Raw genomic sequence first — 14064 nt, 5'->3', positions numbered from 1 at the left:
TTATAATATTTGGCCGCCAGATTGCTCAATTATTCTCTTCGCATTTGCTGAATAAGCATCTAATTGAAATGACATAGCGCTATTAAATTCATTACTTCTTGTGGAAAGTAATTTTACTAGGGCAGTAGTTTTTTTTATTAAACCTAATTGCAACATTTTTGCTTTTGTTATTACTTCATTATTGCTCAATCTGCCTTCCGCTATTACAAGTTCTATATCCAGGATATTTATAATTTGATATTTTTTAGCATTAGGGCAACTAAAACCTCTTTTTGGCAGCCTCTTAATAATAGGCATTTGTCCCCCTTCAAATCCTGTAATTGCTACTCCTGACCTAGATTTTTGCCCTTTAACTCCTCTACCACAGGTTTTACCTTTTCCACTTCCGATACCCCGGCCTACTCTTTTTTTCTCTTTCTTTGCCCCTAAATTATTAGACAATTCATTTAACTTCATTTTCTAAACTCTAATTTATGTTTTCAACTTTTAATAAATGCTGTACCTTTTGAATCATCCCTCTAATAGAATTAGTATTTTCTAAAATAACGAATTTATGCATTTTATTTAATCCCAGACCAATTAAAGTTTGCTCTTGAATATATTTACGCCCTATCTTACTCCCAACTTGAGTAATTTTAATTCTTGAATTGTTTATTTTTTGTACTTGATTATCAGTAGCCATAGTTCCTACACTTAATTTTTGCTTCCATTTAGTAAAAAGTAATTTTAAATCAAGTTATTAGATAAATTTATTTTTATACTAGGTGTTTTAGTTTTACTTCTCTAAAAAAATTTTTAGCATTATATTTCTCTCCCTCTTATCTTAGATGCCGTATTCACTTACCTTACTCTCTTCTAAAATAAGTTTTTCTCTATTAAGCTAATAACTCTATGACATAAAATAAAGGTTTATTCAATTATAATTGTGTGCTAACTTTATAATTTTTAGTAGATACTTCATTAATTTTTTTTCCTCTCCTTTCAGCAATATTTCTAGGAGAAGAAAGTTGAGATAAAGCGTCAAAAGTTGCTGAAATCATCGCATATACATTATTAGATCCTAAAGATTTAGCAACAATATCATGAATCCCTAAAGAATCAAAAATAGCCCTCATTGCTCCCCCAGCAATTACACCCGTACCAGCTTTAGCTCTTCTTAAAATAACTTTCGCCGCCCCACTTCTACCTATAACATCATGGTGGATTGTCCTACCTTGATAAAGAGGAATTTTAGTTATATTTTTTCTTGCTTCTTGTGTAGCTTTAGCCCGGGCTTCCGTTACTTCTTTCGCTTTACCATGGCCATATCCAACCTTGCCGGCTTTATCTCCTGTCACTATACAAGCAGAAAAAGAAAATTTTCTGCCCCCTTTTACTACTTTAGTAACTCTACTAACATCTACTAGCGTTTCCGATAATGCTTCACCAATATTTTTTGTAGCTTTAGCCATTTTAAAACCTAAACTTAAAATTTTATTTTGTTTCTTGCTGCATCAGCCAATGCCTTAACAATACCATGATATTTATAACCACCTTTGTCAAATACCACTTCTTCTACTCCTTTAAGTACAGCGCGTTCCCCTATTAGTTCTCCCACTTTTATAGCCGCACTAATATTACAATTTGATTTTTTAAGCTGCCTAATTTCCTTGTCTAAAGTAGAAGCCGAAGTGACTGTTATAGATTGTTTATCATCTATAACTTGCGCATAGATATGCTTCCCTGACTTAAAAATAGATAATCTAATCCTATTAGAAACTTGTGATATTGTTTTTCTAATCCTGAGTTTTCTAGTTTCAAATTTTAACTTTGCATTACGCATATTTTACTCTTAATTTTTAATTCTTCTTGCCTTCTTTTCTTTGAACGTATTGTCCTTTCTTTTTAATACCCTTACCTTTATATGGCTCAGGCGGCCTTTGTCTTTTAATAATAGCTTGAAACTGGCCTAATTGCTCTTTATCTGCACCTTCTAAAATAATCTGATTTTGTTTTGGCACGTTAACTTTAATGTTTACAGGTATTTCTATTTTAGTGTTATGGCTTTTAGCAAGCATTAGGTTTAAATATTGATCTTTTACCCATGCTTTATAGCCTATTCCATTCACTTCCAACTCTACTACAAACCCTTCTTTAACCCCTTTTACCATATTATTGATAATTCTGTTTGCGGTGCCCCACATACTTCTGGCCTTTTTACTATTTGTTAATGGTTTAACAAATAGTAAGCGATCTTGCAAAGAAATGACTATATTTCCACAAAAAGTTTTAGTTAACTTCCCTCGCGGGCCGGTTACGTTAATCTGCAGCCCATTCAACTCAACTTGTACCTCTGAAGGTATAAATACCGGCAACTTTCCAACACGTGACATTTTTATCCCTTAAAACACTTTACAAATTACTTCGCCGCCTACCTTCTGTTCTTGAGCTTCCCTATCAGACAATACCCCTCGACAAGTAGACAGAATATAAATCCCCATATTATTATAATATCCTTTTAACTTATTTATAGAGGAATATACTCTTTTTCCGGGCTTGGACACCCTATCAATTTTACATATAGCAGGATTTCCTTTAATAGAATATTTTAAATACACATCTATCTGGCTTATATTTTTATCCTGAGAAACTCCATAACCTTTTATGTAGCCTTCTCCTTCTAATACCCTTAAAATAGCACATTTTATTTTTGAACCGGGCAGAGATACACTTATTAGCTTACTTTTTTGACCATTTCTAATTCTAGTCAACATATCTGCAATACTATCTGTCATTGACATATTAAATAAACCTATTATTTTACCAACTTGCTTTTATTAACCCAGGCACTAAACCTTTACTCCCAAGCTCTCTTAATTTATTCCTTGATAATCCGAATTTATTATATACTCCTCTAGGACGTCCTGTAATTTCACATCTATTTCTGATTCTAATTGGAGCAGAATCTCTCGGTAATTTAGCTAGGAGCATAACTAGTGCAAATCTTTCTTCTAAAGATAAAGTTTTATCATAAATTTTTTCTTTTAGTTTAACACGCTTAGTGTATAAACGTTGGGCCATTTGTTTTCTTCGGTTATTCTTTTGTATAGAACTTACTTTAGCCATTTTTTTCTTCTAAATAATTAATTATAAAAAGGCAAATTAAAGCCTGACAGTAAAAATTTTCCTTCTTCATTAGTTTTCGCACTTGTAACAATGGTTATATCCATACCCCGAATTACATCTACTTTATCGTAATTAATTTCAGGAAAAACTATCTGTTCTTTGATGCCAAAGGTAAAATTACCATTTCCATCAAAGCTTTTGGTTGAAAATCCTCTAAACTCTTTAACCCGTGGCAAGGCAACAATAACTAACCTTTCTAAAAAATCATACATTCTATCTTTTCGCAAAGTCACTTTACAACCTACTTTCATTCCTTCACGTAATTTAAAAGTAGCGATAGATTTTTTTGCTTTTATCACTAAAGGTTTTTGCCCTGAAATCAGGGTTAAATCATTGATAGCATTATTAATCACTTTAGAATCTGCTACTGCTTCACCAACACCCATATTAATAACTATTTTGTCAATTTTAGGCAGCTGATGCTTGTTATTATAAACAAACTTATTTTGTAAATTTGTTAAAATTTCTTTAATATATAATTCTTTAAATCTAAGTAACATTATTTACCTTCCTTATCAATAACTTCCCCAGATTTTTTTGCTATTCTTACTTTAGTACCATCTTCTAAAATACTAAAACCAATCTTAGTACTGGAACCCGTCTTAGGATCTACATGCGCTATATTAGAAATATGGATAGGTAGTTCTTTAGCTATTATTCCCCCCTCACTTGCTTGGGTAGGTTTAGTATGTCTACGCACAATATTTACCCCAGACACAATAGCTTTATTTTCTTTGGGTAAAATCTTTAATATCGTACCTTTTTTACCTTTATTTTTTCCGGTAATAACAACAACTGCATCCCCTTTCCTAACTTTTAGTTTTATCATTTATAACACCTCCTCTGCAAGCGACATAATTTTAACAAACTTTTTCGCTCTTAATTCTCTAGTCACCGTACCAAATACTCTAGTGCCCATTGGCTCCCCCTGCTTATCTAGCAGCACTGCAGAATTAGTATCAAATTTAATTGTGCTACCATCTGCTCTTCTAACCCCTGACTTTGTCCTCACAATTAAAGCCTTATGTACATCCCCACTTTTAACCTTTTTACCAGGCAATGCTTCTACTATAGATACTACAATAACATCTCCAAGATTTGCTATCATATGATGAGAACCGCCAAGTACTTTAATACATCTAACTTTTTTTGCCCCAGAATTATCGGCAACATTTAAGACGCTTTCCATCTGAATCATAAACAAACTTCCACTACAAATTTAATAACATAACAAAATAACTGCAATAATAACGAAAGATAAAAATTATTCTTCTCGTACTACTAACCAAGACTTAGTTTTTGAGATCGGACGGCTTTCTATTATACTAACTTTATCCCCCTCTTTATGACTATTCTCTGGATCATGAGCAGCATATTTTTTAGAAACTTTGACAATTTTTTTATAGATAGGATGTTTAAATCTACGTTCTACTCTTACTTTAATTGTTTTGTCATTTTTTGAACTTACAACAACGCCTTGCAGTACTCTTCTGGGCATTTCTCTATTCTCCAGTTTTTATTCTTATATTTAACTCAGTATTAATACGGGCAATAATTTTTTTTACAACCGCAAATCTACTAGTATTCTTTAATTCACCCAAAGTACTCTGAAATCTCAAATTAAAAAATTCTTTCTTATATTGAATTCTCTTTTTAATCAACTCATCAATAGACTGAGCACTAAGCTCTTTGGGAGAGACCCCAGAATTATTCATAACGCCTCACTATCCTTGTTCTTACGGGCAATTTTGCACTAGCAAGCTCTAAAGCCCTGTTTGCTATCTCGTCTGTAACACCTTCGATTTCAAACATTATTCTTCCAGGGGATACTCTCACTGCAAAAAATTCTGGATTCCCCTTCCCTTTGCCCATCCTAACTTCCGCAGGCTTTTTAGAGACAGGTAAATCAGGAAAAATTTTTATCCATAGCTTACCTTGTCTTTTCATACAACGAGTAGCCGCTTTCCGCGCAGCTTCTATCTGCCTTGCAGTGACTCTTAAACTATCTAATGATTTTAAGCCAAAGGCGCCAAAAGCTAATAATGTACCTGCTTTAGCTTTCGAAGCCACTCTTCCCTTATGAGCTTTTCTAAATTTTTGTTTTTTCGGCGCTAACATTATTTTTCTTCAAAATTAATTATATTTTTTTCTGTTTTCAACATGGTCCCCTTTATAAACCCACACTTTTACCCCTATCACACCATAAGTCGTTATGACTTCTGCCTTTGAATAATCAATATCCGCTCTTAAAGTATGTAAAGGGACTCTCCCTTCTCTATACCACTCGGTCCTTGCTATTTCAGCGCCAGCTAACCGACCAGAACAAGCAACTTTTATACCTAACGCCCCTTGCTTTAAGCAGGCTTGGATAGCAGTTTTCATGGCTTTCCTAAATGATACTCTTTTCTTAAGTTGCATAGCAATAGTTTTAGCAATAATAACCGCATCTATGTTAGGTTTTTTAATTTCATGTATATTAATATATATCTCTTCTAAGCTAGTAATTTTTTGAATATCCTTTTTTAATTTATCTATATCATTACCACTTTTTCCAATAATAACTTTAGGATTTTTAGCAAATATATTAATTATAACACTCTTATTAGAGGGCCTTTCTATTAATACTCTACTTACTTGTGCTTGTGAATAATTGTTATTTACTAAGTCTCTAATATCTAAATCCTGAATAAAAAGAACCTTATATTGCTTCTCCGCATATAATATTGAATCCCAGCTTTTGATTAATGTTGGACCTACTCTAAAGCCATGTGGATTAACTTTTTGCCCCATATTTTATTTCCCCTCAATTTCAGTAACTGTAATATACAAGTTACTGAAAAATTTATTAATTCTTGTTGCACGCCCCTTAGCTCTTGGCATAATCCTTTTCATTACTAACCCTTTACCTACAGTTGCAGAAGTAACAAGTAATGTATCCACATCTAAACCAAAATTATTTTCTGCATTAGCAATAGCAGATTGGAGACATTTTTTTACTTCATTAGCAATTCTTTTAGGGGAGAATGTAAGCTGGACTAAGGCTTCAGCAACCTTCATATTCCTAATAGATGTAGCAACTAAATTTAATTTTCTTGGACTCACTCTAATAGATTTCACAATTGCTATAGCAGAATTTTGATTTACCTGAACCATATTTATTTTCTCTTAACTTTTTTATCTGCTCCATGACCATGAAAAGTTCTAGTAGGAGAAAATTCACCTAATTTTCTGCCCACCATTTCTTCATTTACTGCCACAGGTATAAATTTATTTCCATTATGGACAAAAAATGTTATCCCGACGAAAAATGGTAAGATAGTGGATCTACGAGACCAGGTTTTAATCGTTTCCGTCTTACCCGAATCAATTAGTGTATGTACTTTTTTTATTAAATAACCGTCTACAAAAGGACCTTTCCAAACCGAACGTGCCATAATTCCCTACTTACTTTCTTCTCTTAATAATAAATTTTGTTGTAAGCTTATTCTTACGTGTTTTTTTACCTTTAGTCGGGAATCCCCATGGTGTCACTGGGTGACGTCCACCCGATGTTTTCCCTTCTCCCCCACCATGCGGATGATCTACTGGATTCATTGCGACCCCCCGAACATGCGGCCGCCAACCTAGCCACCTATTCCTTCCGGCCTTCCCTAAATTCGCATTTTTTTGATCTGGATTTGAGACCACTCCTATAGTTGCCCTACAATCTAAAGGAACCAATCTAAACTCTCCAGAACGTAGCTTTATTTGTGCATAACCCGAATCTTTGCCTACTAGATCAACTGAGGTTCCAGCGGATCTAGCTAATTGTCCACCTTTGCCAATTTTCATTTCTACGTTATGTAAAGTTGTGCCCACTGGTATGTATTTTAATGGTAAACAATTACCGATCTTTATATCCGCCTCATTACTTGATATTAACCTATCACCAATTGTAAGCTTCTGCGGCGCTAGGATATATGAATAGATACCATCATCAAACTTAATCAACGCTATAAAAGCAGTCCTGTTAGGGTCATACTCTATCCTCTCAACAGTAGCAAAAACCTCAACCTTATCTCTCTTAAAATCAATTATCCGATAAAGCCTCTTATGCCCCCCACCCCTATGCCAAGCGGTAGTTCTACCTAAGTTGTTTCTACCACCTGTTTTACTTAATCCTTGTGTTAAAGCCTTATGGGGTTTGCCTTTCCAAAGGCTAGACTTATCAACTTGTATTAATTCTCTAAGCGAGGGGGTGATCGGATTAAATGTTTTTAAAGCCATTTATCTCATACCTCCAGTAAAATCAATAACGTAATCTTTTTCTAAGGTCACAATTGCTTTCTTCTTATCCGACTGTTTCCCCTGAATACCTTTGAATCTTTTGTTCTTACCTTTCACATTCATTATATTAACTTTTTTAACTTTGACCTGAAATATTTTTTCAATCGCTATCTTGATAGTAGCTTTTTTAGCACTAGCCGCAACATGAAAAGTAAATTTATTTTGCTCAGATAAAGCAGTCGACTTTTCAGTAACGATAGGAGCTCTAATTAGATCATAATGTTGATACGAATTCACTTTAACCTCTTTTCTAAAGCCTCTACAGCTTCTTTGGATAATAGAATATACTCATGGCGTATTACATCATACACATTAGCTCCTATTTGTGGCACTACAGTAACATTAGGAATATTTTTTACTGCTAAAGCAAAATTTAAATTAATATCCTCACCACCAACAATAAAATAACTTTTACCCCTAAAATTCTCTAACAATTTCCGTAGGTAAGAAGTTTTGGCCTGCTCTAAATTTAAGGAATCTAATATTAAGAGTTTACCTGCAGCAAATTTTCCTGACAAAGCATGTTTCAGACCAAGCTTTCTTACTTTTTTGGGTAATTTTACTTCATGACTTCTTGCTACCGGGCCATGCGAAATTCCTCCACCTCTCATTTGAGCAGACCTTAATGAACCTTGCCTTGCATTACCTGTCCCTTTCTGTTTAAAAGGTTTCTTGGTTGTACCAGATACTTGTGATACAGTTTTTGTCTGGTGAGTACCCGACATATTTTTAAGCAATTGCCAATCAATAACAAGCTTAATAATATCCTCTCTAATATAATCTAACGCAAAGATTGAGTTATCTAAATCAACTTCTCCTACCGCTTGATTTTCAAGATTTATTAATTCGGCTTTCATATACTTTATCCTACCCTACGACAGTTTTCTTTATAGCATCTTGAACATAGACATAAGATCCTTTAGAGCCCGGAATACTACCATTCACTATAATAATCCCTTGTTCTTTATTAGTATCTACTACCTTCAAGTTCTGAACAGTTGCTCTCACGCCTCCCATGTGCCCGGCCATTTTCTTACCTTTGAAAACTTTACCTGGATCTTGTCTACCGCCAGTAGAGCCATGAGAACGGTGAGATATTGATACGCCATGAGAAGCTTCGAGTCCTCTAAAATTATGCCTTTTCATACCTCCCGCAAATCCTTTACCTATAGTAGTGCCTATTACGTCTATAAATTGACCATTCACAAAATGATCTACGTATAATTCCGCGCCTATTTCAATAAAACAATCTTTAGAAATTCTAAATTCTTTTAGTTTTGCTTTAGGGGTCACTTTGATATTAGCAAATACTTGCTTTAAGGATTTGTTCACTTTAGTAGGTTTTTGATTTTTTACTCCAATAATTAAAGCATCATACCCCTCTTTTTCTGTAGTCTTATGCCCCACTACTTGGCAATTTTCTACCTGTAGAAAAGTTACAGCAGTTCTTTCACCTTTCTCATTAAAGCTTAAAGTCATACCAATTTTTTTAGCAATTAAACCGGTTCTCATTATTCCACACTCTCTAACTTAATCTCAACATCAACTCCTGCAGGTAAATCAACTTTTTTTAAAGCATCAACTGTTTGAGGAGTTGGATAGCTTATTATTAAAAGCCTTTTTTGAATTCTAATTTCAAATTGTTCCCGTGATTTTTTATTTACATGCGGAGATCTATTAACCGTAAATCTTTCAATTGTTCTTGGAAGCGGGATCGGACCAATTATATCAGCTCCTGTTCTTTTTACAGCTCCCACTATTTCTTTAGTACCATACTCTAATGCGCGGTGATCAAAAGACTTTAGGCGGATCTTAATTTTCTGATTATTCTTCATTAACTAACCTTTTTACAAACAGCATGGCTATTAAAACATATTTTATAAGCAATATTAATCCCTAAAAAGTAAACAACTATCAAAGAGAATTGTTTACTTCACCCGATTTATTTGAGTACTTGTACTACAACGCCTGCGCCCACAGTTCTACCGCCTTCACGAATAGCAAAACGCACTCCTTCTTCCATAGCTACAGGAGCAATTAATGTTACCTTTAATTTTGCGTTATCGCCTGGCATAATCATTTCTTTACCTTCTAGCAAAGTAATTTCCCCAGTTACATCAGTAGTTCTGAAGTAGAATTGTGGTCGATAATTAGTAGTAAACGCTGTATGCCGCCCCCCTTCTTTTGTAGTGAGAACATATACTTCAGCTTCAAATTCAGTATGGGGAGTGATACTGTTAGGTTTAGCTAACACTTGTCCTCTACATACATCTTCTCTCTTAGTACCACGTAGTAATATACCTACATTATCACCCGCTTCCCCTTGATCTAAGAGCTTTTTAAACATTTCTACACCAGTACAAGTAGTCTTTTGAGTATCGTTGATCCCAACAATCTCTACTTCTTCCCCAATTTTTACTATACCTTTCTCAATTCTACCCGTCACTACAGTGCCTCGTCCAGAAATAGAAAAGACATCTTCTATAGGCATCAAGAAAGGACGATCCGTATGTCTCGTAGGTTGAGGAATAAATTGATCCACTGCTTCCATTAGCGCCTTAATAGCAGCCTTGCCTTCTGGCTTCCCTTCTAGCGCTTGTAAAGCTGACCCTTTAATCACTGGTATGTTGTCACCATCAAAGTTATATTGAGATAGCAATTCTCTTACTTCCATTTCAACTAATTCAAGCAAATCGGGGTCATCAACCATATCAACCTTATTCAAGAAAACTACCATAGTAGGCACCCCTACCTGTTTTGCAAGCAAGATGTGTTCTCTAGTTTGAGGCATAGGGCCATCAGCAGCAGAGACTACTAATATAGCCCCATCCATTTGAGCAGCACCAGTAATCATATTTTTTACATAATCAGCATGTCCAGGACAATCTACGTGAGCATAATGTCTTTGTGCAGTTTCATATTCCACATGCGCTGTTGAAATAGTAATACCTCTTTCTTTTTCTTCAGGAGCTGCATCAATTTCATCATATTTAGTAGCTTTTGCACCCCCTTCTTCTGCTAACACTACCGTTATGGCTGCCGTCAAAGAAGTCTTACCATGATCTACGTGACCTATAGTCCCTATATTACAGTGAGGTTTTATCCTCTCAAATTTTATCTTCCCCATAATTTATTTCTCCACAATTTTAAGGTTTAATACAATTTAACAATACAAATTTACCCAATTTCCAACAACTAATTACTACACTTTTGGAGCGGGTGATGGGAATCGAACCCACGCAACCAGCTTGGAAGGCTGGGGCTCTACCATTGAGCTACACCCGCGTATCTCACCTAACCAATGTGGTGGAGGAAGAAGGATTCGAACCTTCGTACGCTTACGCGGGCAGATTTACAGTCTGCTGCCATTGACCACTCGGCCATTCCTCCGAAGAACTTACGCAAGTATTAACTAATCCAATAAAACGTAAAGCACAACATAAATAGCGCAAGCGTCAATACAATCCCTTGCTTATTTTTACTGAGCTAATTTAGTTTCTATGAAGAAAAATCCCAATATACTCTATTACCATTTCTACGAATTGTTTTTAAACATAGGGGTTATATGTTTACGTACTTTTAGCACTACCTTGCCCCTCTTTTAAAATGCAATCTTTAAAGATCATTCAAGTGTAGCAGTAATTTTTAACAATCTCAGTAAAATGGTAAATTTTCGTAGAATCACTAACCCTACTTTAACAAATTTCACTACTTATCACTCAAAGCATTCATCCAATATTAGGTTCTTTTTACTCTCCTTAAGGAACTTAAACAAGCCAATACTAAATTTATACACTCCAAACGTTTATCAGTTGTAACTTTCTATAATAAATAGTAGTTTGTGTCAAGAATTAATTAGTCTAGGTTTTAATAAGATGTTAAATAAAAACACTAAAGCGTTTCATTATATATATGGCAAACATACTGTATTAGCTGCTCTTAAGAATCCCAGACGCCATATTCAAAATATTTTATGTACCGAAGAAATTTTTTACTCAAACAAAAATTTACTAACTAATTTTCCCTATGAGATTACCAAAATGGATTTCTTAACCCGTCTATTTGGCTTAAATCACAATCATCAAGGAATAGCTGCCTATGTTAAAACTATATTTTCTGACCATATTACAGATATTAATACAGTGAACCCTAATTGTACCATTGCGGTTCTAGATCAGATTACAGATCCCCAAAATATTGGGGCAATTATTCGCAGCGCTGCTTCTTTTAACATTGCTACTATAATCTTACCAGCAGACAATACACCAGATGAAAATTCTACTATCGCAAAAACAGCTTCTGGTGCTCTGGAATTAGTACAAATTATTAAAGTGACTAACCTCAGACGAACATTAGAATATTTTAAAAAACAAAATTTTTGGATCATTGGACTTGATGGTCATGCAGACCAACTGTTGACCACTAAAATGCTGTCAGGAAAAGTAGTAATAGTACTGGGATCGGAAGATAAAGGAATCAGACGTTTAGTCAAAGAAACCTGTGATTCTCTAGCAAAGATCTCAATTTCCCCACAAGTAGAAAGCTTAAATGTCTCAAATGCTGCCGCAATAGCCTTTTATTTATCTTCACAGAAATAATACCATTTCCCAACACTAAATTAGCATTAGGAGCACGAGTGCCCTGCATCGAAGCGTATAGCATAGCCCATTAAGGTGCGTACCAGGTATTTATCTTCAAGTATCCATGACTACTATACTTCCCGCGTACTATCGTGTATGTATCATAATGACATAAGCTATATACTCTTCGCCTTTCAAGAGTTGTTTTTTCATTTTATCAAAGTGTCGCGTGCTCACGTACTTAGTTGTACGCTCCGCGCGCTCACCACTCACAATAAAATCCATCTCTTGAAATCCATTGAGTATACATATTAGTACGTGAGAAGCGAAGATCATGAAGTACGACGAACGTGATGATTAGTTTTTGGAAATGGTATAAGAGGTGTAAAACGCCCTGTATATAGCCTGCGGTATTTAGCTGCTGGCACTTGAATAGGAGTAGATGTTACGTTAATTCTGGATAAGGAAAAGAAAAAAGGCTTTCCTATATACAATACAAAGAGCCTCAATGGGAATATTGAAAAAAACACAATATTAGACATATTCAAAAACCTTGCATCCATTATCCCTAAAGCATTTTTGCTATCCCTTATCCAGAATTAACGTATATTACTTGCTTCTACCTCACCAACATTTACAACATATTGTGCCCCCCATTAATCGACAAGGTTTCACCGGTAATAAACCCCGCCTCCTCATCTACTAAAAACTCTACAGCTCTTGCTATTTCTTCTGGCTTACCAAACCTTTTCATTGGAATAGCTTGTATTATTTGCTCTACAACTTGTGCTGGGACTTTGTCAATCATTTCTGTCATAATATAGCCAGGAGCTACACAATTGACTGTTATATTTTTTGCAGCTGACTCTTTAGCTAGAGCTTTAGTGAATCCTATAATACCAGCTTTAGCTGCTGAATAATTAGTTTGCCCTACCTGGCCCATAAGAGCGTTAATTGAACTAATATTAACAATTCGCCCATAATTTTGCTGCCTCATTTTATTAATTACGGCATTACACATATTAAAGCACGAAGTTAAATTAATATCAATCACTTCTTGCCATTCTTTTTCTAACATTTTATGTAACATTACATCTCTAGTAATACCTGCATTATTTACTAATACACTGACGTGACCTCCAAATTCATTTTCCACCTCTTCAACAGCTTTAAAGCAGGCAGCATAATCTTGAATATCCCATTGCTTGGTTTTAATAGAAAAATTGTCATTTAACTCTTGAGCTGCCTGTTTATTGATGCAAAAATTTGCTACAACAGTAAGCCCTTTATTGCGTAGAGCAATTGAAATAGCTTTACCTATTCCTCTTGTCCCGCCAGTGACTATAGCTAATCTTGACATAATTCCTTAATAAACTAAATAAAATACGCGAATTTAAGCACACTAAGAATCTTTTGTCTACAATTAATCTACTGCTTCTACAGCTTCTACCTCAGGGATAAAATGCTTTAGCATAGATTCAATGCCATTTTTTAAAGTGATAGTAGAACTAGGACAGCCAGCACAGGCACCTCTTAGCTCTAATTTTACTATTCCCCCTTCAAACCCTCGATATATTATATCCCCCCCATCCATAGCAACAGAAGGACGAACTCGTGAATCAATAATTTCTATAATTTGTTTTTCAATTTCAGATAACCCCTCTATATCCCTTATAATTGCTTCGTTATGTTGCCTATCAAAAACAACCAAGCCTGAGGTAAAATAATCCATTATCACCATCATAATCTCTGGCTTTAAAATCAGCCATTCCCCTGTTTCTTCTTTAGTGATAGTAATAAAGTCCCTCCCTAGAAAAATAGATTTGACCTTATCGATTCCAAATAATTCAACTACTAAGCTACTTTTTACCAATGCCTCCTCTATATTACTAAAATGAAATGGCTGATCTGGGCTAATAGGCAGGTTTGGTAAGAATTTTATTGCGTTTGGATTAGGGGTGGTTTCAGTTTGAATAAACATATGCGTAACTTA

General features: G+C 34.8%; 25 protein-coding genes and 2 tRNA genes. 1 reads left to right on the top strand and 26 read right to left on the bottom strand.

The window, feature by feature from the left end; genetic code table 11:
• The 24 genes from rplO to AAGD44_RS06825 all read right to left on the bottom strand — a co-directional run bounded on the left by rplO (position 1) and on the right by AAGD44_RS06825 (position 10881).
• A complete protein-coding gene (gene rplO, locus AAGD44_RS06940) occupies positions 1-456 on the bottom strand; it encodes a 50S ribosomal protein L15 (protein ID WP_341763951.1) in 456 nt (151 codons plus the stop codon).
• 10 nt (positions 457-466) lie between these two features.
• Positions 467-682: a 50S ribosomal protein L30 gene (gene rpmD / locus AAGD44_RS06935; RefSeq protein ID WP_341763950.1), complete on the bottom strand. Its 216-nt coding sequence runs from the start codon at positions 680-682 to the stop codon at positions 467-469.
• A 235-nt stretch (positions 683-917) separates the two neighbouring features.
• The gene (gene rpsE, locus AAGD44_RS06930) at positions 918-1451 is read right to left on the bottom strand and encodes a 30S ribosomal protein S5 (RefSeq protein ID WP_341763949.1); all 534 of its coding nucleotides are present in this window, start codon (positions 1449-1451) and stop codon (positions 918-920) included.
• A 14-nt stretch (positions 1452-1465) separates the two neighbouring features.
• Complete coding sequence (rplR, locus tag AAGD44_RS06925; protein WP_341763948.1) at positions 1466-1822, bottom strand: 50S ribosomal protein L18; 357 nt, start codon at positions 1820-1822, stop codon at positions 1466-1468.
• Positions 1823-1838: 16 nt separating this feature from the next.
• Positions 1839-2372: a 50S ribosomal protein L6 gene (rplF, locus tag AAGD44_RS06920; protein ID WP_341763947.1), complete on the bottom strand. Its 534-nt coding sequence runs from the start codon at positions 2370-2372 to the stop codon at positions 1839-1841.
• A 9-nt stretch (positions 2373-2381) separates the two neighbouring features.
• Positions 2382-2780 (bottom strand): 30S ribosomal protein S8, encoded by a 399-nt coding sequence (gene rpsH, locus AAGD44_RS06915; RefSeq protein ID WP_341763946.1) that lies wholly within the window; start codon positions 2778-2780, stop codon positions 2382-2384.
• 19 nt (positions 2781-2799) lie between these two features.
• The gene (gene rpsN / locus AAGD44_RS06910) at positions 2800-3105 is read right to left on the bottom strand and encodes a 30S ribosomal protein S14 (protein ID WP_341763945.1); all 306 of its coding nucleotides are present in this window, start codon (positions 3103-3105) and stop codon (positions 2800-2802) included.
• A 17-nt stretch (positions 3106-3122) separates the two neighbouring features.
• Complete coding sequence (rplE, locus tag AAGD44_RS06905) at positions 3123-3665, bottom strand: 50S ribosomal protein L5 (RefSeq protein ID WP_341763944.1); 543 nt, start codon at positions 3663-3665, stop codon at positions 3123-3125.
• The gene (rplX, locus tag AAGD44_RS06900; RefSeq protein WP_341763943.1) at positions 3665-3994 is read right to left on the bottom strand and encodes a 50S ribosomal protein L24; all 330 of its coding nucleotides are present in this window, start codon (positions 3992-3994) and stop codon (positions 3665-3667) included. The genes rplE and rplX overlap by 1 nt, the downstream gene beginning before the upstream one ends.
• On the bottom strand, positions 3995-4363 hold the full coding sequence (gene rplN / locus AAGD44_RS06895) for a 50S ribosomal protein L14 (RefSeq protein WP_341763942.1): 369 nt from the start codon (positions 4361-4363) through the stop codon (positions 3995-3997).
• 66 nt (positions 4364-4429) lie between these two features.
• On the bottom strand, positions 4430-4663 hold the full coding sequence (rpsQ, locus tag AAGD44_RS06890; protein WP_341763941.1) for a 30S ribosomal protein S17: 234 nt from the start codon (positions 4661-4663) through the stop codon (positions 4430-4432).
• 4 nt (positions 4664-4667) lie between these two features.
• Positions 4668-4880, bottom strand: coding sequence for a 50S ribosomal protein L29 (gene rpmC, locus AAGD44_RS06885; protein ID WP_341763940.1), 213 nt, complete (start codon positions 4878-4880; stop codon positions 4668-4670).
• The gene (rplP, locus tag AAGD44_RS06880) at positions 4873-5283 is read right to left on the bottom strand and encodes a 50S ribosomal protein L16 (protein ID WP_341763939.1); all 411 of its coding nucleotides are present in this window, start codon (positions 5281-5283) and stop codon (positions 4873-4875) included. Before rplP ends, rpmC begins: the two co-directional genes overlap by 8 nt.
• Before the next feature lie 15 nt (positions 5284-5298).
• Positions 5299-5955 carry a 30S ribosomal protein S3 gene (gene rpsC, locus AAGD44_RS06875; protein ID WP_341763938.1) on the bottom strand — a complete coding sequence of 219 codons (657 nt, stop codon included), beginning with the start codon at positions 5953-5955 and terminating at the stop codon, positions 5299-5301.
• Positions 5956-5958: 3 nt separating this feature from the next.
• Positions 5959-6318, bottom strand: coding sequence for a 50S ribosomal protein L22 (gene rplV / locus AAGD44_RS06870; RefSeq protein ID WP_341763937.1), 360 nt, complete (start codon positions 6316-6318; stop codon positions 5959-5961).
• Positions 6319-6320: 2 nt separating this feature from the next.
• Positions 6321-6599 (bottom strand): 30S ribosomal protein S19, encoded by a 279-nt coding sequence (gene rpsS / locus AAGD44_RS06865; protein ID WP_341763936.1) that lies wholly within the window; start codon positions 6597-6599, stop codon positions 6321-6323.
• Positions 6600-6609: 10 nt separating this feature from the next.
• Complete coding sequence (gene rplB, locus AAGD44_RS06860) at positions 6610-7431, bottom strand: 50S ribosomal protein L2 (protein WP_341763935.1); 822 nt, start codon at positions 7429-7431, stop codon at positions 6610-6612.
• The gene (locus AAGD44_RS06855) at positions 7432-7728 is read right to left on the bottom strand and encodes a 50S ribosomal protein L23 (RefSeq protein ID WP_341763934.1); all 297 of its coding nucleotides are present in this window, start codon (positions 7726-7728) and stop codon (positions 7432-7434) included.
• Positions 7725-8348 carry a 50S ribosomal protein L4 gene (rplD, locus tag AAGD44_RS06850; RefSeq protein ID WP_341763933.1) on the bottom strand — a complete coding sequence of 208 codons (624 nt, stop codon included), beginning with the start codon at positions 8346-8348 and terminating at the stop codon, positions 7725-7727. The genes AAGD44_RS06855 and rplD overlap by 4 nt, the downstream gene beginning before the upstream one ends.
• A 10-nt stretch (positions 8349-8358) precedes the next feature.
• Entirely contained in the window at positions 8359-9003 is a 645-nt protein-coding gene (rplC, locus tag AAGD44_RS06845) for a 50S ribosomal protein L3 (protein WP_341763932.1), read from the bottom strand.
• A complete protein-coding gene (gene rpsJ / locus AAGD44_RS06840) occupies positions 9003-9326 on the bottom strand; it encodes a 30S ribosomal protein S10 (RefSeq protein WP_341763931.1) in 324 nt (107 codons plus the stop codon). Before rpsJ ends, rplC begins: the two co-directional genes overlap by 1 nt.
• 107 nt (positions 9327-9433) lie before the next feature.
• Positions 9434-10618, bottom strand: a complete 1185-nt coding sequence (tuf, locus tag AAGD44_RS06835) for an elongation factor Tu (protein WP_341763930.1) — start codon at positions 10616-10618, stop codon at positions 9434-9436.
• 84 nt (positions 10619-10702) lie between these two features.
• Positions 10703-10776 (bottom strand) — tRNA-Gly (locus AAGD44_RS06830).
• 19 nt (positions 10777-10795) lie between these two features.
• Positions 10796-10881, bottom strand: a tRNA-Tyr gene (locus tag AAGD44_RS06825).
• Between the two features lie 485 nt (positions 10882-11366).
• On the opposite strand from AAGD44_RS06825, the gene rlmB reads away from it, so the two are divergent.
• The gene (gene rlmB / locus AAGD44_RS06820) at positions 11367-12089 is read left to right on the top strand and encodes a 23S rRNA (guanosine(2251)-2'-O)-methyltransferase RlmB (RefSeq protein ID WP_341763929.1); all 723 of its coding nucleotides are present in this window, start codon (positions 11367-11369) and stop codon (positions 12087-12089) included.
• 616 nt (positions 12090-12705) lie between these two features.
• On the opposite strand, the gene AAGD44_RS06815 is transcribed toward rlmB, so the two are convergent.
• Both AAGD44_RS06815 and AAGD44_RS06810 read right to left on the bottom strand, forming a co-directional pair.
• Positions 12706-13431: an SDR family oxidoreductase gene (locus tag AAGD44_RS06815; protein WP_341763928.1), complete on the bottom strand. Its 726-nt coding sequence runs from the start codon at positions 13429-13431 to the stop codon at positions 12706-12708.
• Between the two features lie 63 nt (positions 13432-13494).
• Complete coding sequence (locus AAGD44_RS06810) at positions 13495-14052, bottom strand: NifU family protein (protein WP_341763927.1); 558 nt, start codon at positions 14050-14052, stop codon at positions 13495-13497.
• Positions 14053-14064 lie beyond the last annotated feature (12 nt).

The sequence above is a fragment of the Candidatus Tisiphia endosymbiont of Beris chalybata genome (assembly GCF_964026555.1).
Lineage (GTDB): Bacteria > Pseudomonadota > Alphaproteobacteria > Rickettsiales > Rickettsiaceae > Tisiphia.
The sequence above is the reverse complement of the archived record's forward strand: the minus strand, read 5'-3'. Positions and strand labels throughout refer to the sequence as shown.

Coding starts and splice junctions, on each gene's coding strand:
- rplO (WP_341763951.1), bottom strand. CDS start 456: ATGAAGTTAAATGAATTGTCTAATAATTTAGGGGCAAAGAAAGAGAAA.
- rpmD (WP_341763950.1), bottom strand. CDS start 682: ATGGCTACTGATAATCAAGTACAAAAAATAAACAATTCAAGAATTAAA.
- rpsE (WP_341763949.1), bottom strand. CDS start 1,451: ATGGCTAAAGCTACAAAAAATATTGGTGAAGCATTATCGGAAACGCTA.
- rplR (WP_341763948.1), bottom strand. CDS start 1,822: ATGCGTAATGCAAAGTTAAAATTTGAAACTAGAAAACTCAGGATTAGA.
- rplF (WP_341763947.1), bottom strand. CDS start 2,372: ATGTCACGTGTTGGAAAGTTGCCGGTATTTATACCTTCAGAGGTACAA.
- rpsH (WP_341763946.1), bottom strand. CDS start 2,780: ATGTCAATGACAGATAGTATTGCAGATATGTTGACTAGAATTAGAAAT.
- rpsN (WP_341763945.1), bottom strand. CDS start 3,105: ATGGCTAAAGTAAGTTCTATACAAAAGAATAACCGAAGAAAACAAATG.
- rplE (WP_341763944.1), bottom strand. CDS start 3,665: ATGTTACTTAGATTTAAAGAATTATATATTAAAGAAATTTTAACAAAT.
- rplX (WP_341763943.1), bottom strand. CDS start 3,994: ATGATAAAACTAAAAGTTAGGAAAGGGGATGCAGTTGTTGTTATTACC.
- rplN (WP_341763942.1), bottom strand. CDS start 4,363: ATGATTCAGATGGAAAGCGTCTTAAATGTTGCCGATAATTCTGGGGCA.
- rpsQ (WP_341763941.1), bottom strand. CDS start 4,663: ATGCCCAGAAGAGTACTGCAAGGCGTTGTTGTAAGTTCAAAAAATGAC.
- rpmC (WP_341763940.1), bottom strand. CDS start 4,880: ATGAATAATTCTGGGGTCTCTCCCAAAGAGCTTAGTGCTCAGTCTATT.
- rplP (WP_341763939.1), bottom strand. CDS start 5,283: ATGTTAGCGCCGAAAAAACAAAAATTTAGAAAAGCTCATAAGGGAAGA.
- rpsC (WP_341763938.1), bottom strand. CDS start 5,955: ATGGGGCAAAAAGTTAATCCACATGGCTTTAGAGTAGGTCCAACATTA.
- rplV (WP_341763937.1), bottom strand. CDS start 6,318: ATGGTTCAGGTAAATCAAAATTCTGCTATAGCAATTGTGAAATCTATT.
- rpsS (WP_341763936.1), bottom strand. CDS start 6,599: ATGGCACGTTCGGTTTGGAAAGGTCCTTTTGTAGACGGTTATTTAATA.
- rplB (WP_341763935.1), bottom strand. CDS start 7,431: ATGGCTTTAAAAACATTTAATCCGATCACCCCCTCGCTTAGAGAATTA.
- rplD (WP_341763933.1), bottom strand. CDS start 8,348: ATGAAAGCCGAATTAATAAATCTTGAAAATCAAGCGGTAGGAGAAGTT.
- rplC (WP_341763932.1), bottom strand. CDS start 9,003: ATGAGAACCGGTTTAATTGCTAAAAAAATTGGTATGACTTTAAGCTTT.
- rpsJ (WP_341763931.1), bottom strand. CDS start 9,326: ATGAAGAATAATCAGAAAATTAAGATCCGCCTAAAGTCTTTTGATCAC.
- tuf (WP_341763930.1), bottom strand. CDS start 10,618: ATGGGGAAGATAAAATTTGAGAGGATAAAACCTCACTGTAATATAGGG.
- rlmB (WP_341763929.1), top strand. CDS start 11,367: ATGTTAAATAAAAACACTAAAGCGTTTCATTATATATATGGCAAACAT.
- AAGD44_RS06815 (WP_341763928.1), bottom strand. CDS start 13,431: ATGTCAAGATTAGCTATAGTCACTGGCGGGACAAGAGGAATAGGTAAA.
- AAGD44_RS06810 (WP_341763927.1), bottom strand. CDS start 14,052: ATGTTTATTCAAACTGAAACCACCCCTAATCCAAACGCAATAAAATTC.